Genomic DNA, 24,694 nt, shown 5'->3' with positions numbered 1-24,694 from the left:
AGTGACTATGCAAATCGGATTGGACTTCAATCTGGTCAATCAGGTTGAAGACCTGGTTGCCGGTGTTGATGAAGTCGGTCGTGGCCCGTTGTGCGGTGCCGTGGTCACGGCAGCGGTCATTCTTGACCCGAAGCGCCCGATTGCGGGCCTCAACGACTCGAAAAAACTGACTGAAGCGCGTCGTGAAAAGCTTTTCGATGAGATTCGCGAAAAAGCCTTGAGCTGGTGCATTGCGCGGGCTGAAGTCGAAGAAATCGACGAACTGAACATTTTGCACGCCACCATGCTGGCCATGCAGCGGGCGGTAGAGGGGCTGAGCATCACCCCTAAGCTGGCGATGATTGACGGCAACCGCTGCCCCAAGCTGGCCATGCCGGCTGAAGCGGTGGTCAAGGGCGATAGCAAGGTCCCGGCCATTGCTGCCGCTTCGATTTTGGCCAAGGTCAGCCGTGACCGCGAGATGGCGGCCTTTGAGCTGCAATACCCCGGTTATGGTATCGGTGGGCACAAGGGTTACCCGACCTCCGTCCATCTGGAAGCCCTTGAGCGTTTGGGCCCGACGCCTATTCATCGACGCTCGTTCGGCCCGGTTCGCCGTGCGTACGAAGCGCGTGAAGGCCTTGCCAAGGTTTAGTCGCGAGGCTGATGTTTTTGCCAAGGCCCGGTACAATCCGGGCCTTGTTGTTTTCCAAAGCTGATAGACAGGATCACCATGCCGGCTTCATTCGTTCACCTGCGCCTGCACACTGAATACTCCCTGGTCGATGGCCTGGTGCGGATCAAACCGCTGATCAAAACCCTGGCCGGCATGAACATGCCCGCCGTTGCGGTGACCGATCAGAACAACATGTGTTCTCTCGTCAAATTTTATAAAACCGCCATGGGCGGCGGTATCAAGCCGATTTGTGGTGCCGACCTGTGGCTGTCGAACAAAGACCCGGATAACCCGCTGAGCCGTATCAGCCTGTTGGCGATGAATGCCGTGGGTTACCGCAACCTGACCGAGCTGATCTCGCGGGGCTTTATCGACGGTCAGCGCAATGGCCAGGTGATCATTGAGCGTGAGTGGGTCGCTGAAGCGGCCGACGGTTTGATCATGCTGTCGGCTGCCAAAGAGGGCGAGATCGGCCTGGCGCTGCTCAGCGGTAACGCCGAAGAGGCGCGCACCCTGGCGCTTGAGTGGATGACGGTGTTCCCCGAGCGCTTTTATCTCGAAGTTCAGCGCACCAGCCGCCCCAATGATGAAGAGCACCTGCACGCCGCCGTTGCGCTGGCCGATGAGATCGGTGCGCCATTGGTGGCGACCAACGATGTGCGCTTCATCAAGCAGCAAGATTTCGAGGCCCACGAAACTCGCGTATGCATTGGTGAAGGCCGGGCGCTGGATGATCCGCGCCGCTCCAAGAACTACAGCGACCAGCAGTACCTGAAAAGCGCCGAAGAAATGGCCGAGCTGTTCAGTGACCTGCCGGAGGCGCTGGCCAATACGGTCGAAATTGCCAAGCGCTGCAATATTGACGTGAAGCTGGGCACTCACTTCCTGCCTAACTTCCCGATTCCCGATGGCATGACCATCGATGAATATTTCCGCAAAGTGTCCTTTGAAGGCCTTGAAGAGCGCTTGGCCGTTCTGCTGCCCAAAGACACCACCGAAGACTACGACGCCAAGCGTCAGGTGTACGTCGACCGGCTGAATTTCGAGCTGGATATCATCATCCAGATGGGCTTCCCCGGTTACTTCCTGATCGTAATGGACTTTATCCAGTGGGCCAAAAGCAACGGCGTGCCGGTGGGGCCTGGCCGGGGGTCGGGTGCCGGCTCGCTGGTGGCGTATGTGCAGAAGATCACCGACCTTGATCCGCTGGAATACGACCTCCTGTTCGAACGATTCCTTAACCCGGAGCGGGTATCGATGCCCGACTTCGACGTCGACTTCTGCATGGATGGTCGCGACCGGGTTATTGAGTACGTGGCCGAAAAATACGGGCGTAACGCCGTAAGCCAGATCATCACCTTTGGTTCGATGGCTGCGAAGGCGGTAATCCGCGACGTGGCGCGGGTTCAGGGCAAGTCCTACGGCCTGGCTGACCGCCTGTCGAAGATGATCCCGTTCGAAGTGGGCATGACCCTCGAAAAGGCCTTTGAACAGGAAGAGATCCTGCGCGACTTCATCAAGGTCGATGAAGAGGCTGCCGAAATCTGGGAAATGGCGCGCAAGCTTGAAGGCGTTGTGCGTAACGTCGGTAAGCACGCCGGTGGTGTGGTTATCGCCCCGACCAAACTCACGGACTTCTCGCCGATTTACTGCGATGAAGAGGGTGGCGGTCTGGTCACCCAGTTCGACAAGGATGACGTTGAGTCGGCAGGTCTGGTGAAGTTCGATTTCCTCGGTCTGCGGACCCTGACAGTCATCGACTGGGCGCTGAAAACCATCAACCGTGACCGCGCCAAGGTCAATGAAGCGCCGCTGGACATCGCCTTTATCCCGCTGGACGACAAGCCCACGTACCAATTGCTGCAAAAAGCCGAGACCACTGCGGTGTTCCAGCTTGAGTCGCGCGGCATGAAAGAGCTGATCAAAAAGCTTAAGCCCGACTGCCTTGAAGACTTGATCGCACTGGTGGCCCTGTTCCGTCCGGGCCCGCTGCAATCAGGCATGGTTGATGACTTTATCAACCGTAAGCACGGTCGCGCCGAACTGGCGTACCCGCACTCCGACTACCAGTACGAAGGCCTCAAGCCGGTATTGGCGCCGACCTACGGCATCATCCTGTATCAGGAACAGGTGATGCAGATTGCTCAGGTCATGGCCGGTTACACCCTTGGCGGCGCTGACATGCTGCGTCGAGCCATGGGTAAGAAAAAACCCGAAGAAATGGCCAAGCAGCGCGGCGGTTTCATCGAAGGCTGTGGCAACAACAATATTGATGCCGACCTTGCCGGTAACATTTTCGACCTGGTAGAGAAATTTGCCGGTTATGGTTTCAACAAGTCTCACTCCGCTGCTTACGGTCTGGTGTCGTACCAGACGGCCTGGCTGAAAACTCACTACCCGGCACCGTTCATGGCCGCGGTGTTGTCGGCGGATATGCACAACACCGACAAAGTTGTGACCCTGATCGAAGAAATTCGCAGCATGAAGCTGCGTCTTGATGCGCCGGATGTGAATGCCTCGGAGTTCAAGTTCACGGTGAACGACGAAGGCCGCATTATTTACGGCCTGGGCGCGATCAAAGGGGTGGGTGAGGGGCCGGTTGAGGCCATCACCGAAGCACGCAAAGACGGACCGTTTACTGATCTGTTCGATTTCTGTGCCCGTGTTGACCTCAAGCGGATCAACAAGCGTACCCTCGACGGTTTGATCCGCAGTGGTGCGCTGGACCGTCTTGGACCGTACTTCTATGACGAGCCGAAGGCTTATCAGGCGCATATCGACCTGAATCGCGCGGTGTTGCTGACGGCGATGGAAGAGGCCATCAAGTCGGCTGAACAGACTGCGCGCACCCACGACAGCGGGCATGCCGACTTGTTTGGCGGTTTGTTTGTCGAAGAAGACGCGGATGTCTATGCCAACCACCGCAAGGCCAAGGAACTGACCCTCAAGGAACGTCTCAAAGGTGAGAAAGACACCCTTGGGCTGTACCTGACCGGTCACCCGATTGATGAATATGAAGGTGAGATCCGCCGCTTTGCCCGTCAGCGCATCATTGATCTGAAACCGGCGCGGGACACCCAGACCGTCGCGGGGATGATCATTGCCTTGCGCGTGATGAAGAACAAAAAGGGCGACAAGATGGGCTTTATCACCCTGGACGACCGTTCAGGGCGCATCGAAGCCTCGCTGTTTGCCGAGGCCTTCCATTCGGCGCAATCGCTGTTGCAGACTGATGCAATGGTGGTGGTCGAAGGTGAGGTCAGCAATGATGACTTCTCCGGCGGCCTGCGTTTGCGGGTCAAGCGCGTGATGAGCATGGAAGAAGCGCGCACCAGCCTGGCTGAAAGTTTGCGTCTGAAAGTGACGCAAGCGGCGCTCAAAGGCGATCAATTACGCTTTTTGGGCGAGTTGTTCAAAAAACACCGTGGGGCGTGCCCGATCACCCTGGACTACACCGGCGCAGACGCCAAGGCTTTGCTGCAGTTTGGCGAAAGCTGGCGAATTGATCCGGCAGACAGCTTGATTCAAGCGTTGCGTGACCAGTTTGGGCGAGACAACGTCTTCCTCCAATACCGTTGACGGTCAGGGGCGATACACGCGCCCTGACCTCGACCTGAATTTTTAATCTCGACCTGAGAGCGCCTCTCCCTTAAGGTAGGCGCGATACAGATCAACCGGCTGCCCCAGTCGGGTTGGATTCACCAGCAAATGCTGGGCTTCAAACCCGCTGGCATGCTTTGCCGCCGACCCAAGACGGATGCTTATGAACCCGAATTTTCTTGATTTCGAACAGCCGATTGCTGACCTGCAAGCCAAAATCGAAGAGTTGCGCTTGGTCGGTAATGACAACTCGCTGAACATCAGCGATGAAATCTCTCGCCTGCAAGACAAAAGCAAAACGCTGACTGAAGATATTTTCGGCAAGCTGACCAGTTGGCAAATTGCTCGTCTGGCCCGTCACCCGCGTCGTCCTTACACCCTGGACTACATCGATCACATCTTCACCGAGTTCGACGAGTTGCACGGCGACCGTCACTTCTCGGATGACGCCGCCATCGTGGGCGGTATTGCGCGCCTGGATGACCAGCCCGTGATGGTGATCGGTCACCAGAAAGGCCGCGAAGTGCGCGAGAAGGTTCGCCGTAACTTCGGTATGCCGCGTCCAGAAGGCTACCGCAAGGCGTGCCGCCTGATGGAAATGGCCGAGCGTTTCAAAATGCCGATCCTGACGTTCATCGACACACCGGGTGCATACCCTGGGATCGACGCTGAAGAGCGTAACCAGAGCGAAGCGATTGCCTGGAACCTGCGGGTGATGGCTCGCCTGAAAACACCGATCATCTCTACCGTTATCGGTGAAGGCGGTTCGGGCGGTGCATTGGCGATTGGTGTTTGCGACCAGTTGAACATGCTGCAGTACTCGACGTACGCGGTGATCTCGCCAGAAGGTTGCGCCTCGATTCTGTGGAAAACCGCCGAGAAAGCGCCGGACGCAGCAGAAGCCATGGGCATTACCGCTGAGCGCCTCAAGGGCCTGGGTATTGTTGACAAGATCATCACCGAGCCATTGGGCGGTGCCCACCGTGATCCGGCCGCAGCCTCTGCGACCATCCGTGGTGAGCTGCTGTCGCAATTGGACATGCTGAAAAAGCTGGACACCGAAACCTTGCTCAAGCGTCGTTATGACCGCCTGATGAGCTACGGTCTCTGATCGAAGCTTGCCCTCACCCCAACCCTCTCCCGGGGGGAGAGGGCGCTGATTAGCGGTGTTCTAGAGTTCGCACCCGGTCAGTTCCCCTCCCTCTGGGGGAGGCGCTGATTAGCGGTGTTCTAGAGTTCGCATCCGGTCAGTTCCCTCTCCCTCCGGGAGAGGGTTAGGGTGAGGGGCTTTTGATCTGGACGGTGCTCGACATGCCCAACCTCTCAACGCAACTGCTTCAAGCCCTGACCCCCTGGCGCAACGCCAATTCCTGGCACGTCGCACTCTCTGGCGGCCTTGATTCAACCGTTCTGCTGCACCTGCTCGCCCATCTGCGTCAAACCCACTCGCTTCCTGCTCTGTCCGCCGTCCATGTGCATCATGGCTTGCAGGCGGCTGCTGATTCCTGGCCGGCGCATTGTCAGGTGCTGTGTGATTCGCTGGCTGTGCCGTTGCAGGTGTTCCAGGTGCAGGTCCGCCCTGGCGCAAGCCTTGAGCGCGCTGCACGAGAAGCGCGCTATCAGGCTTTTGAAGCCGTCACGCAGGCGGGCGAAGTCTTGCTGACGGGCCAGCACCGTGATGATCAGGCAGAAACCGTGTTGTTTCGCCTTTTGCGCGGGGCAGGGGTGAGCGGGGTGGCCGCCATGCCCCGTGAGCGGGCGCTGGGGCAGGGCCATTTGTGCCGTCCCTTGCTGGATGTCTCTCGCGCCGAGCTGGAAACCTACGCGCGCGCGCACGGCTTGAGCTGGGTCGAAGACCCTTCGAACACCCAAACCGATTTTTCGCGTAACTATCTACGCCATGAGGTTTTTCCAACCCTGACCAAGCGCTGGCCGCAAGCTGCTGCGAGCCTGGCGCGCACGGCTGCCCATTGTGCCGAGGCGCAAGGCTTGCTCGACGAGTTGGCGCAACAGGATATCGCCGCCGCAACCCCGCACACCGAGTTCTCCTGGCTTGGCCTGCCGTCCTTGGCGCTGGCACCGATTGCCGGGCTTTCAGCGGCCCGTCAACGCAACGCGTTGCGCCATTGGCTGGCCGGCTTCACTCAACTGCCGGACACCGATCATTGGGCCGGCTGGGAAACCCTGCGCGATGCCCGCGAAGATGCGCAGCCGATCTGGACACTGGCCGAGGGCCAGTTGCACCGGGCTGGCGGTCACCTCTGGTGGTTAAGCGGCGACTCGTTGCGTCAGCCTGTTGCGCCGTTGGCGTGGGAGCAGGCGGATTTACCATTGAGCCTGCCGGGTAATGGTCAGTTACGTTTGCTCGGCGAGATTCCCGCAGGTCCTTTGCACGTGAGCTATCGTCAAGGTGGTGAGGTGATGCAGCTGGCGCAACGCGGGCATCGGGATCTCAAGCGTTTGCTCAACGAGCACGGCGTACCCGGCTTTGTGCGTGGCAGATTGCCGCTGTTGTACCGCAGTGAGCAGTTATTGGCGGTGGCAAACCTTCAGGGACTGGCTTGCGACCCCTGTGGGCGTTGGCAATTGCAGTGGTTGCCAACTTCCAGCGATCAAGGTTTGAGCTGAAAGGGGCTTTCCGGTAGACTACGCTCCCTTCTTGATACAACTTCTGTAAATTCACCGGAATTGCAGATGTTGCCGATTACCAAGCAGTCTTTGCTGGGCGATTTTAAAAAAATGTGTGGCTTGTATCGAACCGTTGGTCTCCATCGGTCTGTTTCAACGCAGCAGTTTTTCGAAAGGTGCACTGTGACTAATGCTGGTGATTGGGGGCTTCGGCCTTCCTTCGCTCTCCCCGGCGGCTCTGACCGCTTTAACGCAGACTTCTAGGGTTTTTCATGACGCGCTACATCTTCGTCACGGGCGGTGTTGTTTCTTCATTGGGGAAAGGCATTGCCTCGGCTTCATTGGCAGCCATCCTGGAGGCGCGGGGACTTAAGGTCACCATGCTGAAGCTGGACCCCTACATCAACGTTGATCCGGGCACCATGAGCCCGTTCCAGCACGGTGAAGTGTTCGTCACTCATGACGGCGCCGAGACCGACCTGGACTTGGGCCACTACGAGCGGTTCATCCGCACGACCATGACCCAGAACAACAACTTCACCACGGGCCGCGTTTACGAACACGTCCTGCGCAAGGAGCGCCGTGGTGATTACCTGGGGGCGACCATCCAGGTGATTCCGCACATCACTGACGAAATCAAGCGTCGGATCATCAAGGGCGCCGGCGATGCCGACGTAGCGATGGTCGAGATTGGCGGCACTGTGGGTGACATTGAGTCCCAACCGTTCCTCGAGGCTATCCGTCAGTTGCGCATCGAAGTGGGCGCCAAGCGCGCCATGCTGATGCACCTGACTCTGGTTCCGTACATCGCCACTGCTGGCGAAACGAAAACCAAACCAACGCAACACTCGGTTAAAGAATTGCGCTCCATCGGCCTGCAGCCAGACGTGCTGATCTGCCGTTCCGATCACCACGTTGATGTGTCTTCGCGTCGCAAGATCGCGCTGTTCACCAACGTTGAAGAGCGTGCGGTCATCTCTCTGGAAGACGCCGACACCATCTACAAGATCCCGGGCATGCTGCACGCTCAGGGCCTGGATGATTTCGTCGTTGAGCGTTTTGGCTTGCAGTGCAACAGCGCCGACCTGTCCGAATGGGACAAAGTGGTCGACGCCAAGCTCAACCCTGAGCGCGAAGTCACTATCGCCATGGTTGGCAAGTACATGGAACTGCTGGACGCGTACAAGTCGCTGATCGAAGCGATGAGCCACGCCGGTATTTCCAACCGTACCAAGGTCAACCTGCGTTATATCGACTCCGAAGACATCGAAAACAAAGGCACTGAACTGCTCGAAGGCGCTGACGCCATTCTGGTTCCGGGCGGCTTCGGTCTGCGCGGCGTAGAAGGCAAGATCACCGCGGTTCAATATGCTCGCGAGAACAAGGTGCCTTACCTGGGTATCTGCCTGGGCATGCAAGTGGCCGTTATCGAGTTCGCGCGTAACGTGCTGGGCTGGAAAGACGCCAACTCCACCGAGTTCGATCGCAGCAGCGGCCACCCGGTTGTGGGCTTGATCACTGAGTGGGAAGACGCCACCGGTGCAGTCGAAACCCGTACCGAAACCTCTGATCTGGGCGGCACCATGCGTCTGGGCGCGCAGGACTGCCAACTGGCAGCCGGCTCCAAGGTTCATGATTGCTATGCCAAGGACGTGATTGTTGAACGTCATCGTCATCGCTATGAAGTGAACAACAACCTGCTGCCGCAACTGATCGAAGCGGGCCTGAAAGTGACCGGTCGTTCCGGTGACGGCGCGCTGGTAGAAGTGGTTGAAGCACCGGATCATCCTTGGTTCGTGGCGTGCCAGTTCCACCCGGAGTTCACCTCGACTCCACGTGATGGTCACCCTCTGTTCAGCGGTTTCGTTAAAGCAGCATTGGCGCAACACGAGAAGAAGGCTTAATCAGCATGGCGCAAAAAATTATCCGCGTAGGCAATATCGACATTGCCAACGACAAGCCAATGGTCTTGTTCGGTGGCATGAACGTGCTGGAAAGCCGTGATATGGCCATGCAGGTGTGCGAAGAATACGTACGTGTTACCGAAAAGCTCGGTATCCCTTACGTCTTCAAGGCCAGTTTCGACAAGGCTAACCGTTCATCGATCAACTCTTACCGTGGCCCCGGCCTCGAAGAGGGCATGCGGATTTTTCAGGACATCAAGCAAGCGTTTGGTGTGCCGGTGATCACCGACGTCCACGAGCCTGCGCAAGCAGCCGTGGTCGCCGAGGTCTGCGACATCATCCAGTTGCCGGCTTTCCTGTCGCGCCAGACTGATCTGGTTGTGGCCATGGCCAAGACCGGTGCCGTGATCAACATCAAAAAAGCCCAATTCCTTGCTCCTCAGGAAATGAAGCACATCCTGAGCAAGTGCGAAGAAGCGGGCAACGATCAGTTGATCCTCTGTGAGCGTGGCTCAAGCTTTGGCTACAACAACCTTGTGGTCGACATGCTGGGCTTCGGCATCATGAAGCAATTTGAATACCCGGTCTTTTTCGACGTGACCCACGCGCTGCAAATGCCCGGTGGTCGCTCCGATTCTGCCGGTGGTCGTCGTGCCCAGGTTACCGACCTCGCCAAGGCTGGCATCAGCCAGGGCCTGGCCGGTCTGTTCCTTGAGGCGCACCCGGATCCTGACAATGCCAAATGCGATGGCCCTTGCGCCTTGCGTCTGGACAAGCTTGAGCCCTTCCTGGCTCAACTGAAGTCGCTGGATGAGTTGGTTAAAAGTTTTCCGACAATAGAAACGGCCTGATCCGCTTTTCTCCGGTAAAGTACCGCACGATTTCTCGGGCTCTTGTGGCCCGAGCTTTATCGTCCGCAAGGCTGCCCGTTTTTCGATCCTTGCCGGCGATAACCAGATTTCCCTCAGCTGCGTCGTTTTCGTCAACTTTGGAGTGCTTACAACAATGGCAAAAATCGTCGACATCAAAGGTCGTGAAGTTCTCGACTCCCGTGGCAATCCCACTGTGGAAGCCGACGTGCTTCTCGACAACGGCATCATCGGCAGTGCTTGCGCGCCTTCCGGTGCTTCCACTGGCTCGCGCGAAGCGTTGGAGCTGCGTGATGGCGACAAGAGCCGTTATCTGGGCAAAGGCGTGCTGAAAGCGGTTGCCAACATCAACGGCCCGATTCGCGACCTGCTGCTGGGTAAAGACCCAGTTGATCAAAAAGCGCTGGACCACGCGATGATCGCGCTGGACGGCACTGAAAACAAAGGCTCGCTGGGCGCTAACGCAATCCTGGCGGTGTCTCTGGCAGCAGCCAAGGCTGCAGCTCAGGACCAGGACCTGCCGCTGTACGCGCACATCGCCAACCTGAACGGCACGCCGGGTGTTTACTCGATGCCGGTCCCGATGATGAACATCATCAACGGTGGCGAACACGCTGATAACAACGTCGATATCCAGGAGTTCATGGTTCAGCCAGTTGGCGCCAAGACCTTCTCCGACGCACTGCGCATGGGCACCGAAATCTTCCATCACCTCAAAGCTGTGCTCAAAGCCCGTGGCCTGAACACCGCAGTGGGCGACGAAGGTGGTTTCGCACCTAACCTGGCGTCCAACGAAGATGCACTGAAAGTGATCTCCGAAGCGATCGCCAACGCCGGTTACACCCTGGGCACTGATGTGACCCTGGCACTGGACTGCGCGGCCAGCGAATTCTACGAAGACGGCAAATACAACCTGTCCGGCGAAGGTCAGGTGTTCAGCTCCGAAGGTTTCGCCGAGTACCTCAAAGGTCTGACTCAGCGCTACCCGATCATCTCCATCGAAGACGGTCTGGACGAGTCTGACTGGGATGGCTGGAAAATCCTGACCGACAAAATCGGTGAGAAAGTTCAGCTGGTAGGTGACGACCTGTTCGTGACCAACACCAAGATCCTGAAAGAGGGCATCGATAAAAACATCGCCAACTCGATCCTGATCAAGTTCAACCAGATCGGCACCCTGACCGAAACCCTGGAAGCCATCCAGATGGCCAAGGCCGCGGGTTACACCGCTGTGATCTCGCACCGTTCCGGTGAAACCGAAGATTCCACCATTGCCGACCTGGCCGTGGGCACCTCGGCTGGCCAGATCAAAACCGGTTCCCTGTGCCGTTCGGACCGCGTTTCCAAGTACAACCAATTGCTGCGTATCGAAGAGCAATTGGGTGCTAAAGCCAAGTACAACGGTCGTGGCGAGTTCCGCGGCTAAGCAGTTGGTGGTAAAAAGACAACAGGTTGCGTCAGAAAACTCGCCATCGTGGGTGTTTTGACACTAACCTGATGCTTATCAAGTACAAGCCTGGTTCTTCCAGGCTTTGTACTGTTGGTTGTTTACGTTTGTCGGCATGGCTGTCTTTTCACTGGATACCTGATATTCGATGCGCAGTCCCAATTGGTTGTTCCTCATTTTGCTCTTGCTTCTGGCTGGCCTGCAGTATCGCCTGTGGGTGGGGAATGGGAGTTTGGCGCAGGTGACAGATCTGACGCAGCAAATTGCTGATCAGCATGCTGAAAACGAAGTGCTATTGGAGCGTAACCGCGTGCTGGATGCGGAAGTCCTCGAGTTGAAAAAAGGCATGGAGACCGTTGAAGAACGGGCCCGCCATGAATTGGGAATGGTTAAAGAGGGCGAAACCCTCTACCAGTTGGCCCAATGAGAATCGCCTCACCGGCCTTTTGGGCCGTGATTCCTGCCGCGGGCGTGGGTGCCCGTATGGCCGCAGACCGTCCCAAGCAATATTTGCAGTTGGGCGGGCGCAGTATTCTTGAACACAGCCTTGGCTGTTTCCTTGATCACCCTGGCCTTAAAGGTTTGGTGGTCAGTCTGGCGTTTGATGATCCGTTCTGGCCCTCTTTGCGATGTGCTGCCGATCCGCGTATTGCCCGGGTTGACGGTGGCCGCGAGCGTGCCGATTCGGTGTTGAACGCCTTGTTGTACCTGCATGCGCAGGGCGCCAGTGATGATGACTGGGTGCTGGTACACGATGCCGCGCGACCTAATTTGTCACGCGAAGACCTCGACAAGCTGCTCTACGAGCTGGCAGATGATCCGGTCGGTGGTTTGCTGGCGGTTCCGGCGCGGGACACGCTCAAGCGCGTGGACAAAAATGGCCGGGCAGTCGAAACCGTCGACCGCAGCTTGATCTGGCAGGCCTACACGCCGCAGATGTTTCGGTTGGGTGCGCTGCACCGCGCCTTGGCTGACAGCCTGGTGTCGGATGCGACCATTACCGACGAGTCCTCGGCAATGGAATGGGCGGGGCAGGCGCCACGCCTGATCGAAGGCCGTTCAGACAACATCAAAGTCACCCGCCCCGAAGACCTTGAATGGCTGCGGCTGCGCTGGGCTAACCGCTGATCCCCGCGTAGGAGCGAGCTTGCCTCGCGATCTTTTGATCGTTTAAAAGATCGCGAGGCAAGCTCGCTCCTACACAGGTTTCTATGATCCCGAATACTCTTCCCGCTTGGCCAAGCCTGCCTTCAGGTAATCCACCAGCTTTCTGACTTTGGGCGACAAGTGCCGTTGTTGTGGGTACAGCGCCCACACCGCGGTATTGGGTGGCTGGTGCGCATCGAGCAACGACACCAGCGCCCCGGTCTTCAAATGCTCCAGCACGTAGTAGTCCGGTAGCTGACACAAGCCAACCCCCAATAACGCCGCGTCCAATACCGCCTGCCCACTGTTGCAGCGCCAATTGCCTTGCACCCGCTGCGAGAATTCTCGCCCATCCTGCTCCAGTTGCCAGATGTCCGAACTGCCAATCAGGCAGTTGTGGCGGCTCAATTCCGACAAACTATGGGGCCGCCCGTATCGCTCCAGATACGACGGCGACGCGCACACGTACATGCGTCTGGGGGCCAGGCGGGCTGCGACCAGGCTTGAGTCATGCAGTCGGCCCAGCCGGATCGCTAGGTCGAGACTTTCGTGTACGAGGTCCAGTGGCCGGTTGGTCAGTTCAATGTCGACCCGCAATTGTGGGTACAAGCCCATAAAACGCGTCACCAAGGGCACGATAAAACGTTCGCCATAGGCTACGGCACAGGTCATGCGCAGCATGCCTTTGGGCTCGCTGGTCAGGTCGCCGATGGCACGCAGTGCCTCTTCGCGGCCATCTTGCAGGCGCTGGCAGTGCTGCAAAAAGGTTTGCCCGGCTTCGGTCAGTGTGACCCGTCGGGTACTGCGGTAGAACAGACGGGTCTGCAAGCGCTCTTCAAGGCGCGCCACCTGGCGGCTGATGTGCGAAGACGATACGCCCAGGCGCTCTGCCGCCGCTGTGAATTGGCCGCACTCGGCCACTGCGACAAATTCGTCTATACCTTCCCAGCGGTTTTCGTTCACGGTCGATTGTCCCTGTAGAGCAATAATGTTTTGCTTTTTGCCTGGATTATTAATCACTCAGAGCTGATTTACACTCGGCACCTTGTTTTTACTTTGCTGGAGACGATGGATGATCAAGTCACGTGCTGCCGTAGCGTTCGAGGCCAAAAAGCCACTGGAAATCGTAGAAGTGGATGTCGCCATGCCCAAGGCTGGCGAAGTGCTGCTGCGGGTTGTGGCGTCGGGCGTTTGCCACACTGATGCCTACACCTTGTCGGGCGCGGACCCGGAAGGCATCTTCCCGTCGATCCTGGGCCACGAAGGCGGCGCCATCGTAGAAGCCATCGGTGAGGGCGTGACGTCGGTGGCCGTTGGCGACCACGTGATCCCGTTGTACACCCCGGAATGCCGCCAATGTAAATTCTGCCTGTCGGGCAAGACCAACCTTTGCCAGGCCATTCGTTCGACCCAAGGCAAAGGCTTGATGCCCGACGGCACCACGCGTTTCTCCTACAAAGGCGAGCCGATTTTCCATTACATGGGCACGTCGACGTTCTCGGAGTACACCGTACTCCCGGAAATTTCCGTCGCTAAAATTCAAAAAGATGCTCCGCTGGAGAAAGTCTGCCTGCTGGGTTGCGGCGTCACCACCGGGATTGGCGCAGTGCTCAACACCGCCAAGGTCCAGCCAGGCGACACCGTGGCGATCTTCGGCTTGGGCGGCATCGGCCTGTCGGCAGTGATTGGCGCGGTCAAAGCCAAGGCATCGCGGATCATCGCCATCGACATCAACCCGGCCAAGTTTGAGATTGCCAAACAGCTGGGCGCGACGGATTGCGTCAACCCGAAAGACTTTGATCGCCCGATCCAGGAAGTGATCGTCGACATGACCGACGGCGGCGTTGATTTCTCCTTTGAGTGCATCGGCAATGTGCAACTGATGCGTGCGGCGCTGGAATGCTGTCACAAAGGCTGGGGCGAGTCGGTGATCATCGGCGTTGCCGGTGCTGGCCAGGAAATTTCGACCCGTCCGTTCCAACTGGTGACAGGCCGCGTATGGCGTGGTTCGGCGTTCGGTGGCGTGCGCGGTCGTACCGAGCTGCCAAGCTATGTCGACATGGCGCAAACCGGCGAAATCCCGCTGGACACGTTCATCACCCACACCATGGGCCTGGAAGACATCAACAAGGCATTCGACCTGATGCACGAAGGCAAAAGCATTCGTACTGTTATTAAATTCTGACGAATAGCTACAAGCCGGGGTAAGCCCAATCACTGACTCTGTAGGAGCGAGCTTGCCTCGCGATCTTTTTAACGATCAAAAGATCGCGAGGCAAGCTCGCTCCTACAGTGGGCCTATCATGCGGTTTGCAGCTAAAAGCCTGGAGCTGCTTCTATGCCCTTAACAAATATTTCCTGCCAGAAAAGCTTTGGCGGCTGGCACAAGCGTTACCAGCATCGCTCTGAAGTTCTGGGCTGCAACATGGTGTTTGCCGTGTATTTGCCACCCCAGGCCGAGCAGGGCGTCAAGCTGCCGGTACTGTACTGGTTGTCGGGGCTGACCTGCACCGATGAGAACTTCATGCACAAGGCTGGCGCCATGAAACTGGCCGCCGAGTTGGGCCTGATTATCGTCTGTCCGGACACCAGCCCGCGTGGCGAAGGTGTGCCGGACGATCCGGAAGGTGCGTGGGATTTCGGCCTGGGGGCGGGCTTTTATGTCAACGCCACCCAGCAACCTTGGGCCCAACATTACCGGATGCATGATTATGTGGTGCAGGAATTGCCTGCATTGGTTGAGGCTCATTTCCCTGCGTCGCAACAACGCGGCATCAGCGGGCATTCGATGGGCGGTCACGGGGCTCTGGTATGTGCCTTGCGCAATCCGGGGCGCTATCAATCGGTGTCGGCATTTGCGCCGATCAGCAATCCGATGGACTGCCCTTGGGGGCAGAAGGCGTTCACCCATTACCTGGGTGAAGAGCGTGCGCGCTGGCGCGAGTGGGATGCCTGTGTGTTGATCAGCGAGGCCACTGAAAAGCTGCCGTTGCTGGTAGACCAAGGTGATCGGGATGACTTTTTGGCTGTCCAGCTCAAGCCTGAAGCGCTACAACAAGCAGCCAAACTGGCGGACCATCCGCTGACTTTGCGTCTGCAGCCGGGCTACGATCACAGCTATTTCTTTATCGCCAGCTTCATTGACGACCACTTGCGGCATCACGCGCGTGCACTAAGCGCCTAATGTTGAGCAAAGTAGGTAGAATCACGCCCTGACTTAATCGGGGCGTTTTTTTATGCGTATTGGCCACGGCTATGATGTGCACTGTTTTGCTGAAGGCGATTTTATAACCCTGGGCGGCGTGCGTATTGCTCATAAATTCGGGCTCTTGGCCCACTCTGATGGCGACGTGCTGCTGCACGCGCTCAGCGATGCATTGCTGGGGGCGGCGGCGCTGGGCGATATCGGCAAGCATTTTCCGGACACCGATCCGCAATTCAAGGGCGCGGACAGCCGTGTCCTGTTGCGCCATATCGTCGGGTTGATCCATGCCAAAGGCTGGAAAGTCGGTAATGTCGACAACACCATCATTGCTCAGGCGCCAAAAATGGCACCGCACATTGAAACGATGCGTGCGTTGATTGCAGCGGATCTTGAGGTTGATTTGGACCAGGTAAACGTAAAAGCCACCACCACTGAAAAACTCGGCTTCGTGGGCCGTGAAGAAGGCATCGCGGTGCATTCCATCGCTTTGTTGGTTCGCGCATGAACGAGTTTGATCTGCTGGGGCCGACAGCTCACGGCGTGCCGTTGGGCACCGCAGTGCTAAAAGCCACGGCTGAAGATTTTCAGGTCGATGAAGTGCTGGATATCCCGCTGTCCGGGGATGGCGAGCACCTGTGGTTGTGGGTAGAAAAGCGTGGTCTGAATACCGAAGAAGCGGCGCGGCGCATTGCCAAGGCCGCAGGCGTGCCTTTGCGCACGGTGAGCTACGCCGGTCTGAAGGACCGTCAGGCGCTGACCCGCCAATGGTTCAGTGTGCAGTTGCCGGGCAAGGCGGACCCTGACCTGTCAGGTGCTGAAAACGACACGCTGAAGATCCTCAAGACCTCGCGGCACAAACGTAAACTGCAACGCGGTGCCCACGCGGCAAACGGTTTCACGTTGCGCCTGACGCAACTGAATGCCGACAAAGACGCCTTGCAACAACGTCTGGAATTGATCACCCGCGAGGGTGTGCCGAATTATTTCGGCACCCAGCGTTTTGGCTGGGAAGGCGGCAATCTGGGCGAGGCGCGCGATTACGCTGCGCGCAAAGCCTTGCCGGAGCAGCGCAATGTCCGTTCGCGTCTACTCTCTACCGCGCGCAGCTATCTGTTCAATCAGGTGCTGGCCGCCCGCGTCGCCGATGGCAGCTGGCAGCGTGCACAGGTAGGGGATCTGCTGGCCTTCACCGACAGCCGGAGCTTTTTCCCGGCGGGCGAAGCGGAGTGCAATGACCCGCGATTGGCTATCCTTGATCTGCACCCGACCGGCCCGCAGTGGGGCGAAGGTGATTCACCGACCACAGGTGCGACCCAGGTACTGGAGCAAGCCATTACCGAGCGTGAAGCCGATTTGCGTGACTGGCTGGTTCGCGCTGGCATGAGCCACGAGCGACGTATTCTGCGGCTGCCCATTGGCCGACTGACGTGGCATTATCCGCAACCAGATATTCTGCAACTGGAATTTGTACTGCCGGCCGGATGCTTCGCCACTGTCCTGGTGCGCGAACTTGTTGATCTGGTGTCTTTGGGGCAAACGGACAGCCTATGCGTATTCTGATTTCAAACGATGATGGGGTCAGCGCCCCGGGGATAGCTGCGCTTTATGACGCCTTGGCGGATTATTGCGAGTGCGTGGTGATTGCCCCCGATCAAGACAAAAGTGGCGCGAGCAGCTCGCTGACGCTCGATCGCCCGTTACATCCGCATACCCTGACCAATGGCTTTATCAGCATCAACGGGACGCCGACCGACTGCGTGCACCTGGGCCTCAATGGCCTGTTGGAGCCGCAGCCGGACATGGTGGTATCGGGGATCAATCTGGGTGCCAACCTGGGTGATGACGTGTTGTATTCGGGCACCGTGGCAGCAGCCCTTGAAGGGCGCTTTCTGGAGCGCCCTTCGTTTGCGTTCTCGCTGGTCTCGCGCCAGGTCGACAACCTGCCGACCGCGGCCTATTTCGCGCGCAAGCTGGTGGATGCTCATCACCTGCTTGAACTGCCGCCGCGCACCGTGCTGAACGTCAACATTCCCAATTTGCCGCTGGACAAGATCCGCGGCATCCAGCTCACCCGCCTGGGCCATCGCGCCCGTGCAGCGGCGCCGGTTCGCATGGTCGATCCGCGTGGCAAGGCGGGTTACTGGATTGCCGCCGCGGGCAACGCGGAAGACGGCGGCCCCGGCACCGACTTCCACGCTGTGATGCAGGGTTATGTGTCGATTACCCCGTTACAGCTGGATCGCACCTTTGGAGATGCCTTCAAAAGCCTCGATGGCTGGCTGGAGGGGTTGGGCTGATGGGGCGTGAGCAGGATGGCCTGATGCATCGCGGCATTGGCATGACCTCGGAGCGGACACGTGAGCGGCTGATTCAGCGCCTGCGTGAAGAGGGCATCGTTAACCAGAAAGTGCTTGAGGTCATTCGGCGTACACCTCGTCACCTGTTTGTTGATGAAGCCCTGGCCCACCGTGCCTACGAAGACACGGCGCTGCCGATTGGCAACAACCAGACCATCTCCCAGCCGTATATGGTGGCGCGCATGAGCGAGCTGCTGCTCGAAGACGGCCCGCTGGACAAAGTCATGGAGATCGGCACCGGTTCGGGTTACCAGACGGCAGTGTTGTCGCAGTTGGTTGAGCGGATTTTCTCGGTCGAACGCATCAAGGTGCTGCAGGATCGCGCCAAAGAACGTCTGCTTGAGCTTAACTTGCGTAACGTGGTCTTTCGCTGGGGCGATGGTTGGGAAGGGTGGCCGGCGCTTGCACCTTACAACGGCATTATCGTCACCGCCGTGGCCACGGATGTACCGCAAGCCTTGCTCGACCAACTGGCTCCGGGCGGGCGCCTGGTGATTCCGGTCGGTGCCGGTGACGTTCAGCAACTGATGCTGATCGTGCGTGAAGAGCACGGCTTTGCCAGGCGCGTAATCGGCAATGTGCGGTTTGTACCGCTGCTTAATGGGCCGCTGGCCTGATTCTTTAGCGCTGCCCGGCTGAATTATCAAGCCGGGTACGGGTCATACAGCGCAGTGGTCAGGCCCGTCCGGTGCCTGTTTAGGGTTTAAACAATACGTTTATGAATGGGCTTTGCCGTCTGCAAAGCTGTACAGCCAGTTATACTTGCGCCCAATGAGGGCCGCGACTGGCGTTCTAATTTTTAGCCATCTTCAAAGGGAGCGGCGGGTGAGTCTCACAGTCATTACGCAGCGTATGGGGACCATAAGCTATCAGAGAGTAGTGGCGGGTCTGGTGTTAAGTGTCTCCCTGGCGATGTTGGCGGCGTGTTCCAGCGCGTCCAAAAGCGGTACAAGTGGCGTTAACGGTGTGGCTCAGCGCCCGGCTGTGACCACCGGTCAGTATGTGGTCAAGCGTGGCGATACGTTGTTCTCGATTGCCTTTCGCTACGGTTGGGACTGGAAAGCGCTGGCGGCAAAAAACAACATTGCGGCGCCGTATACGATCGTTCCGGGGCAATCAATCCGTTTCGATGGACGTGCAGGAACTGTCCCTTCAGGGGGCACGACAACCACCGTAGTTTCGTCTTCATCAGGCAGTAAAACCACTGTCACCAAGCGCCCGGTCGCTACGACGGCGACACCGGTCAACACGCAGCCTTTGCCTGCAGGCCCTGCACCCAAAGGCTGGGGATGGCCCGCAGACGGTATTTTGATCGGAAAATTTTCTTCAAACGGTAGTTTGAATAAAGGTATTGATATTGCCGGAGATTTGGGACAGCCTGTTTTAGCTGCGTCTGATGGCTCAGTTGTATACGCCGGCAGTGGATTGAGGGGCTACGGCGAATTAGTCATCATCAAACACAGTGACACCTATGTTAGTGCCTACGGCCACAACCGCAGGCTTTTGGTACGGGAGGGGCAGCAGGTCAAGGTCGGGCAGAAAATTGCCGAAATGGGGTCAACTGGTACAGACCGGGTGAAACTTCACTTTGAAATTCGCCGCCAGGGTAAACCTGTAGATCCATTGCAATTCCTTCCACGCCGTTGATCAGTTACCAGCCTGTTCCTGATGTAGATGAAAGGAACAGGCTCCAGCGTTGCCAAGGATAAAGGCGATGCTTGAGCTTGAGGTCGAACTCACCAAAGGACTAGAACAATGGCTCTCAGCAAAGAAGCGCCGGGGTTTGACATCGACGATGAGGTGCTCCTTATGGACGCCAGCATCGATAGTGACTTGATGTCAGAAGAAAACGACTCAACCCCTACAGCTCGCACCAAGTCGAAAAAAGCAGCTGCCTCAAAGCAGCACAAGTACATTGATTACACCCGGGCGCTCGATGCGACTCAGCTGTACCTCAATGAAATTGGCTTCTCCCCGTTGCTCTCACCAGCAGAAGAAGTCCATTTTGCGCGTTTATCGCAAAGTGGCGATCCCGCTGGGCGCAAACGCATGATTGAAAGTAACTTGCGACTGGTGGTGAAAATCGCCCGACGCTACGTCAATCGTGGGCTTTCACTGCTAGACCTGATCGAAGAGGGCAACCTGGGCCTGATTCGGGCAGTCGAGAAATTTGACCCGGAACGCGGGTTTCGCTTCTCGACCTACGCCACCTGGTGGATCCGTCAGACGATTGAACGGGCAATCATGAACCAGACCCGAACCATCCGTTTGCCGATCCACGTTGTAAAAGAGCTCAATGTCTACCTGCGAGCTGCGCGCGAACTGACGCAAAAGCTCGATCACGAACCCTCCCCTGAAGAAATCGCCAATCTGCTCGAAAAACCCGTCTCGGAGGTCAAGCGCATGCTTGGACTTAACGAGCGTGTGTCTTCGGTAGACGTTTCTTTAGGTCCGGACTCCGATAAAACACTGCTTGATACCCTCACCGACGATCGCCCTACAGACCCTTGTGAGCTGCTGCAGGACGATGATTTGTCGCAGAGTATTGATGAGTGGCTATCCGAGCTCACCGACAAACAGCGCGAGGTGGTGATTCGCCGCTTCGGCTTGCGTGGGCATGAAAGCAGCACCCTTGAAGATGTCGGGCTGGAAATTGGCTTGACCCGTGAACGTGTAAGACAAATCCAGGTTGAAGGGCTCAAGCGCCTGCGTGAGATTCTTGAACGTAATGGTTTGTCGAGCGAATCACTGTTTCAGTAAACGAAGTGTGCTGACTAAAACCCCGAGCTTTCGGGGTTTTTTTATGGGCTGACATTTTTTGCGCCAAGTCAATTCAGGCCTGTTCTTAAAAATGTGTGGGCTTGAAATGGGATGACACGTACGAAGTTGAGCTTTATCTGCGATCGGATGTAAGCCTTTACTTACGTTTTCTGTAAGCCAACGGCGAAAGACGTAGGAATGAATGACTTTTTCTTACTCGATAAGTTTTTTAACTCGTTGAAAATAATAGGTTTTATGTTTTTTTATAGCTCTGCTTTGTAATAAAAATCTATAACTGGTGCGCTTGCAGCAATTTTAGAAGGCTCTAGTATCTTAACTGTGTCGACGGATAGACACGGCGTTCAAGGAGGAACGTTAAGGACATTGCAGGATGCAATTCATCAGGATGATGAGAAGGAACAAAAGGGATTAGGGAAAAAATGTGGGCGGGTCAAACCGCCCCTTTTTTTTGCCCGTTAAAAAGTGCTCTGGCGCGCCACTTAAGCGTTTAAGCCGTTACCTGCATTTAAAACAAAACGCCCAGGGCTTGAATGGCCTTGGGCGTTTTTTTATGTGTTTAAAGACCGGCCGCAAGCAAGCCGGTGTTTAAGCGCGGGCTTACAGTGTCGGGTAGTCAATGAAGCCGACAGGGCCTTTGGAGTAGAAGGTCTCCGGATGAGGTTCATTGAGCGGTGCATCGGCCTTCAGGCGGGCTGGCAGGTCAGGGTTGGCGATAAAAGGCACGCCAAACGCAACAGCGTCTGCTTTGCCGGCAGCGATCAAGGCATTGGCGCTGTCTTTAGTGAAGCCTTCGTTAACGATGTAAGGGCCGCCAAACGCTTCTTTGAGCTGTGGGCCCAGGCTGTCTTCTGCTTCACGCTCACGGGCGCAGATAAACGCGATACCGCGCTTGCCCAGTTCCTTAGCCACATACCCGAAAGTTTCAGCCCGGTTGTCATCGCCCATGTCGTGCAGGTCTGCGCGAGGCGACAAGTGCATGCCAACGCGGCCAGCACCCCAGACTTCGACTACCGCGTCGGTGACTTCCAGCATCAGGCGGGCACGGTTTTCCAACGAACCACCGTATTGGTCGGTGCGCTGGTTGGTGCTGCTTTGCAGGAACTGATCGAGCAGGTAACCGTTGGCGCCATGGATCTCAACGCCGTCAAAACCTGCGGCTTTGGCGTTTTCGGCACCGGTACGGTAAGCCTCAACGATGTCGGCGATCTCAGCCGTTTCCAGAGCGCGTGGTACTTCGAAGTCTTTCTTTGGACGAACCAGGCTGACATGGCCTTTGGCGGCGATGGCGCTCGGTGCGACGGGCAGTTCGCCGTTCAGGTACAGCGAGTGGGAAATCCGCCCAACGTGCCACAGTTGCAGGAAGATGCGCCCACCGGCGTCATGGATGGCCTTGGTGACGTTGGTCCAGCCGCGAACCTGTTCGTCGGACCAGATGCCTGGGGTGTCCGGATAGCCAACGCCCAGCGGGGTAACCGAAGTGGCTTCGCTGAGGATCAAGCCTGCTGAAGCGCGCTGTACGTAGTACTCCGCGATCAGAGCGCCTGGCACACGGTCTTCTTCGGCACGGCAGCGGGTCAGCGGCGCCATGATGATGCGGTTAGGCAGCTCAAGGTCGCCCAGCTTGATCGGATCAAAAATCGTGGTCATTAATGCAGCCCTCTCAAGGATCAGTGTGTGGCAGAGGCCAGTTCGGGGTTACCGTTCTGGCGAAAAGTAATCAGGGTGACCAGCAGCGCCAGTATCGCCAGCGCTGCGGCGGCCAGCGGTACGCTGGTGAGGCCGAAACCGTGGGCAATCACGCTGCCGCCTACCCAGGCGCCCAGGGCGTTGCCAACGTTAAAGGCGCCAATATTCAGGGTCGACACCAGGTTGGGTGCGGCTTTGCCGAAGGTCACCACGTTGACTTGCAAAGCGGGCACCGCGGCAAACGAAGCGGTGGCCCACAAGAACAGGGTGATCTCGGTTGGAATCAGGGCCACGCTGGTCCAGGTCAATACGGTCGAGACCACGGCCATTGCGATAAACACGCCGATCAACGTCGCGCCCAAGCGCTTGTCCGCCAGCTTGCCGCCAATAATGTTGCCGACAGTCAGGCCCAGGCCGATCAGCAGCAGGGTCCAGGTCACGCCGGTAGGCGATACGCCTGTCACGTCACCGAGCAGCGGCGCGACGTAGGTGAAGAGGGTGAACATGGAGGCCGAAAACAATGCCGTCATGCTCAACGACAGCCAGATCCCGGCGCCTTTGAGGGCGGCCAGCTCGGCGCGCATGTCGAGTTTTTCTTCGTCGCGCTTGGTGGGCAAAAAGCGGATCAAGCCGATCAACGCCACCACACCAATCACCGTCACGGCAAAAAATGTCGAGCGCCATCCTGCAACCTGGCCCAAGGCGGTGCCCAGCGGTACACCCAAGACGTTTGCCAGGGTCAGGCCGGTAAACATCAGTGCGACCGCAGAAGCGCGCTTGTTGGCAGGCACCAGGCCGGCAGCCACCACCGAGCCGATACCGAAGAACGCGCCATGGCACAGGGCGGTAATCACGCGGGCCAGCATCAGCACCTCGTAATCACTGGCCAGGGCGCAAAGCAGATTGCCAACAATAAAGATGCCCATCAACGCCACTAGCGCGGCCTTGCGCGGCAACTTGGCGGTGGCCAGCGCCATAAACGGCGCGCCAATGGCCACGCCCAGGGCATAGCCCGTTACCAGCCAGCCAGCGCCCGGAATGGAAACCCCCAGGTCGGCTGCGACATCGGGCAGCAAGCCCATGATCACAAACTCGGTGGTCCCGATGGCGAAGGCGCTAAGCGCCAGGATAAGTAGCGAGAGAGGCATGGAATTCCTTGTTAAAGCTCTTGGCTCAGTGTTGCGAGGAAGGCCTGAATGGTTTCCTCATTGCGTTTAAAAAAGTGCCACTGGCCGACTTTTTGGCTGCTGATCAAGCCAGCGCGCTGCAAAGTGGCGAGGTGGGCGGAAACAGTGGATTGCGACAACCCGAAGCGTTGGTCGAACTGGCCTGCGCACACACCGTGCTCAGTGCTGTGATGCTGGTCAGGAAACTCGACCTGCGGGTCTTTAAGCAGGCGAATGATTTCTCGGCGTACTGGGTGTGCCAGCGCTTTTATTATTTCGTCGAGGTCGATCGGCATAGTGGCAGTGCTCATGAGGTGTAGCGTTATATCGCGATGAGGCGAACTTTAAATCGGAATATCGCGATATACAAATATGTATTTGATCTGACGTCAGCTCAAATCGGTATATCGAGTTATAACGATATGTTTTGGTCGTGCGTAATAGCGCGGTGCTAAACTGCGCGGCATGAATTATCTCGCACATCTGCACCTTGGCGGCCAGCGGCCAGAAGAATTGCTCGGCAGTCTCTATGGCGACTTCGTGAAAGGGCGCCTGCAGGGCCAATACAGCCCGGCGATAGAGTCGGCGATCCAGTTGCACCGCAGCATCGACGTCTTCACCGACGCGCACCCGTTGGTTGATCAGTCGTTGTCGCGTTTCACCCAGACCCGGCGGCGCTATGCCGGCATTGTACTGGACGTTTTCTTCGACCATTGCCTGGCGCGGGATTGGGCGCAATACGCCGAAGGGCCGCTTGAGCGCTTCACCTCAACGTTCTATGCGCTGCTGGTTGCGCAACCCCAGTTGCCCAAGCGTCTGGCCAGCATCGCCCCGCACATGGCTGCGCACGACTGGTTGGGGTCCTATCGAGACTTTGGCGTGCTGGAGCAAGTGTTCAATGGCATCGCCCGGCGTCTTTCGCACCCACAAGAACTGAGCGGCGCCATGCGCGACCTGCGTGCCTTGTATGAGCCGCTGAGTGAAGACTTCAGCGCCTTCTACCCGCAACTGCAGGCGTTTGCCGCCCGCGAAAAACTCAGCCAGACGCCATAAAACCTGTAGGAGCGAGCTTGCTCGCGATCTTTTGATTTTGGCTCTTCTTACGGCCGCTGCGCGCCCGGACGTAGCCTCGCAAAGCTCGTCAACTGCTACGAGGTTTCGCAATACATCTGTAGGAGCGAGCTTGCCTCGCGATCTTTTGATCTTTCGCAGCCTTCGTCCCTCGTCAGCGACTACAGGTTGTACGCAAT

Annotated in this window: 22 protein-coding genes; 18 read left to right on the top strand and 4 right to left on the bottom strand. The window is 57.6% G+C overall.

Annotation, left to right across the window (positions count from 1 at the left end):
• Positions 1-7: 7 nt before the first annotated feature.
• The 9 genes from rnhB to ispD all read left to right on the top strand — a co-directional run bounded on the left by rnhB (position 8) and on the right by ispD (position 12,231).
• Positions 8-634, top strand: coding sequence for a ribonuclease HII (rnhB, locus tag TU84_RS06280; RefSeq protein WP_048368085.1), 627 nt, complete (start codon positions 8-10; stop codon positions 632-634).
• A gap of 78 nt (positions 635-712) precedes the next feature.
• Positions 713-4,234 carry a DNA polymerase III subunit alpha gene (dnaE, locus tag TU84_RS06275; protein ID WP_048368084.1) on the top strand — a complete coding sequence of 1,174 codons (3,522 nt, stop codon included), beginning with the start codon at positions 713-715 and terminating at the stop codon, positions 4,232-4,234.
• Between the two features lie 184 nt (positions 4,235-4,418).
• Complete coding sequence (accA, locus tag TU84_RS06270; protein ID WP_048368083.1) at positions 4,419-5,366, top strand: acetyl-CoA carboxylase carboxyl transferase subunit alpha; 948 nt, start codon at positions 4,419-4,421, stop codon at positions 5,364-5,366.
• A 200-nt stretch (positions 5,367-5,566) separates the two neighbouring features.
• Positions 5,567-6,883, top strand: a complete 1,317-nt coding sequence (tilS, locus tag TU84_RS06265; protein WP_048368081.1) for a tRNA lysidine(34) synthetase TilS — start codon at positions 5,567-5,569, stop codon at positions 6,881-6,883.
• 272 nt (positions 6,884-7,155) lie between these two features.
• On the top strand, positions 7,156-8,787 hold the full coding sequence (locus tag TU84_RS06260; protein ID WP_048368080.1) for a CTP synthase: 1,632 nt from the start codon (positions 7,156-7,158) through the stop codon (positions 8,785-8,787).
• 5 nt (positions 8,788-8,792) lie between these two features.
• Positions 8,793-9,638 carry a 3-deoxy-8-phosphooctulonate synthase gene (kdsA, locus tag TU84_RS06255; RefSeq protein WP_048368078.1) on the top strand — a complete coding sequence of 282 codons (846 nt, stop codon included), beginning with the start codon at positions 8,793-8,795 and terminating at the stop codon, positions 9,636-9,638.
• Positions 9,639-9,792: 154 nt separating this feature from the next.
• The gene (gene eno / locus TU84_RS06250; RefSeq protein WP_048368076.1) at positions 9,793-11,082 is read left to right on the top strand and encodes a phosphopyruvate hydratase; all 1,290 of its coding nucleotides are present in this window, start codon (positions 9,793-9,795) and stop codon (positions 11,080-11,082) included.
• A gap of 169 nt (positions 11,083-11,251) precedes the next feature.
• Positions 11,252-11,530 (top strand): cell division protein FtsB, encoded by a 279-nt coding sequence (gene ftsB, locus TU84_RS06245; protein ID WP_003440483.1) that lies wholly within the window; start codon positions 11,252-11,254, stop codon positions 11,528-11,530.
• Complete coding sequence (ispD, locus tag TU84_RS06240; RefSeq protein ID WP_048368073.1) at positions 11,527-12,231, top strand: 2-C-methyl-D-erythritol 4-phosphate cytidylyltransferase; 705 nt, start codon at positions 11,527-11,529, stop codon at positions 12,229-12,231. Before ftsB ends, ispD begins: the two co-directional genes overlap by 4 nt.
• Before the next feature lie 81 nt (positions 12,232-12,312).
• On the opposite strand, the gene TU84_RS06235 is transcribed toward ispD, so the two are convergent.
• Positions 12,313-13,212, bottom strand: a complete 900-nt coding sequence (locus tag TU84_RS06235) for a LysR substrate-binding domain-containing protein (RefSeq protein ID WP_048368071.1) — start codon at positions 13,210-13,212, stop codon at positions 12,313-12,315.
• A gap of 109 nt (positions 13,213-13,321) precedes the next feature.
• On the opposite strand from TU84_RS06235, the gene TU84_RS06230 reads away from it, so the two are divergent.
• From TU84_RS06230 to rpoS, 8 genes are all read left to right on the top strand, one after another.
• The gene (locus TU84_RS06230; RefSeq protein WP_048368070.1) at positions 13,322-14,434 is read left to right on the top strand and encodes an S-(hydroxymethyl)glutathione dehydrogenase/class III alcohol dehydrogenase; all 1,113 of its coding nucleotides are present in this window, start codon (positions 13,322-13,324) and stop codon (positions 14,432-14,434) included.
• 153 nt (positions 14,435-14,587) lie between these two features.
• Positions 14,588-15,433: an S-formylglutathione hydrolase gene (gene fghA / locus TU84_RS06225; protein ID WP_048368069.1), complete on the top strand. Its 846-nt coding sequence runs from the start codon at positions 14,588-14,590 to the stop codon at positions 15,431-15,433.
• A 52-nt stretch (positions 15,434-15,485) separates the two neighbouring features.
• A complete protein-coding gene (ispF, locus tag TU84_RS06220; RefSeq protein ID WP_048368067.1) occupies positions 15,486-15,959 on the top strand; it encodes a 2-C-methyl-D-erythritol 2,4-cyclodiphosphate synthase in 474 nt (157 codons plus the stop codon).
• Complete coding sequence (truD, locus tag TU84_RS06215; RefSeq protein ID WP_048368065.1) at positions 15,956-17,014, top strand: tRNA pseudouridine(13) synthase TruD; 1,059 nt, start codon at positions 15,956-15,958, stop codon at positions 17,012-17,014. Before ispF ends, truD begins: the two co-directional genes overlap by 4 nt.
• Positions 17,002-17,751 carry a 5'/3'-nucleotidase SurE gene (gene surE / locus TU84_RS06210; protein ID WP_048368063.1) on the top strand — a complete coding sequence of 250 codons (750 nt, stop codon included), beginning with the start codon at positions 17,002-17,004 and terminating at the stop codon, positions 17,749-17,751. Before truD ends, surE begins: the two co-directional genes overlap by 13 nt.
• A gap of 41 nt (positions 17,752-17,792) precedes the next feature.
• Entirely contained in the window at positions 17,793-18,428 is a 636-nt protein-coding gene (locus TU84_RS06205; protein WP_164488137.1) for a protein-L-isoaspartate(D-aspartate) O-methyltransferase, read from the top strand.
• Positions 18,429-18,636: 208 nt separating this feature from the next.
• A complete protein-coding gene (locus TU84_RS06200; protein WP_048368462.1) occupies positions 18,637-19,458 on the top strand; it encodes a peptidoglycan DD-metalloendopeptidase family protein in 822 nt (273 codons plus the stop codon).
• 108 nt (positions 19,459-19,566) lie between these two features.
• Complete coding sequence (gene rpoS / locus TU84_RS06195; protein ID WP_048368060.1) at positions 19,567-20,571, top strand: RNA polymerase sigma factor RpoS; 1,005 nt, start codon at positions 19,567-19,569, stop codon at positions 20,569-20,571.
• Positions 20,572-21,189: 618 nt separating this feature from the next.
• Here the strand turns inward: rpoS and TU84_RS06190 are convergent.
• From TU84_RS06190 to TU84_RS06180, 3 genes are read right to left on the bottom strand one after another with little or no spacing between them, the layout of a single operon-like run.
• Positions 21,190-22,239: an alkene reductase gene (locus TU84_RS06190; protein ID WP_048368059.1), complete on the bottom strand. Its 1,050-nt coding sequence runs from the start codon at positions 22,237-22,239 to the stop codon at positions 21,190-21,192.
• A 20-nt stretch (positions 22,240-22,259) separates the two neighbouring features.
• Positions 22,260-23,426: an MFS transporter gene (locus TU84_RS06185; RefSeq protein WP_048368057.1), complete on the bottom strand. Its 1,167-nt coding sequence runs from the start codon at positions 23,424-23,426 to the stop codon at positions 22,260-22,262.
• Between the two features lie 11 nt (positions 23,427-23,437).
• Entirely contained in the window at positions 23,438-23,740 is a 303-nt protein-coding gene (locus tag TU84_RS06180) for an ArsR/SmtB family transcription factor (protein ID WP_048368055.1), read from the bottom strand.
• A gap of 169 nt (positions 23,741-23,909) precedes the next feature.
• On the opposite strand from TU84_RS06180, the gene TU84_RS06175 reads away from it, so the two are divergent.
• Positions 23,910-24,497, top strand: a complete 588-nt coding sequence (locus TU84_RS06175; protein ID WP_048368053.1) for an acyl carrier protein phosphodiesterase — start codon at positions 23,910-23,912, stop codon at positions 24,495-24,497.
• Positions 24,498-24,694 lie beyond the last annotated feature (197 nt).

The sequence above is a fragment of the Pseudomonas helleri genome, assembly GCF_001043025.1.
In the GTDB taxonomy this organism is placed as follows: Bacteria; Pseudomonadota; Gammaproteobacteria; order Pseudomonadales; family Pseudomonadaceae; genus Aquipseudomonas; species Aquipseudomonas helleri.
Note: the sequence above shows the minus strand (reverse complement) of the source record. Positions and strands in the feature narration are given on the sequence as shown.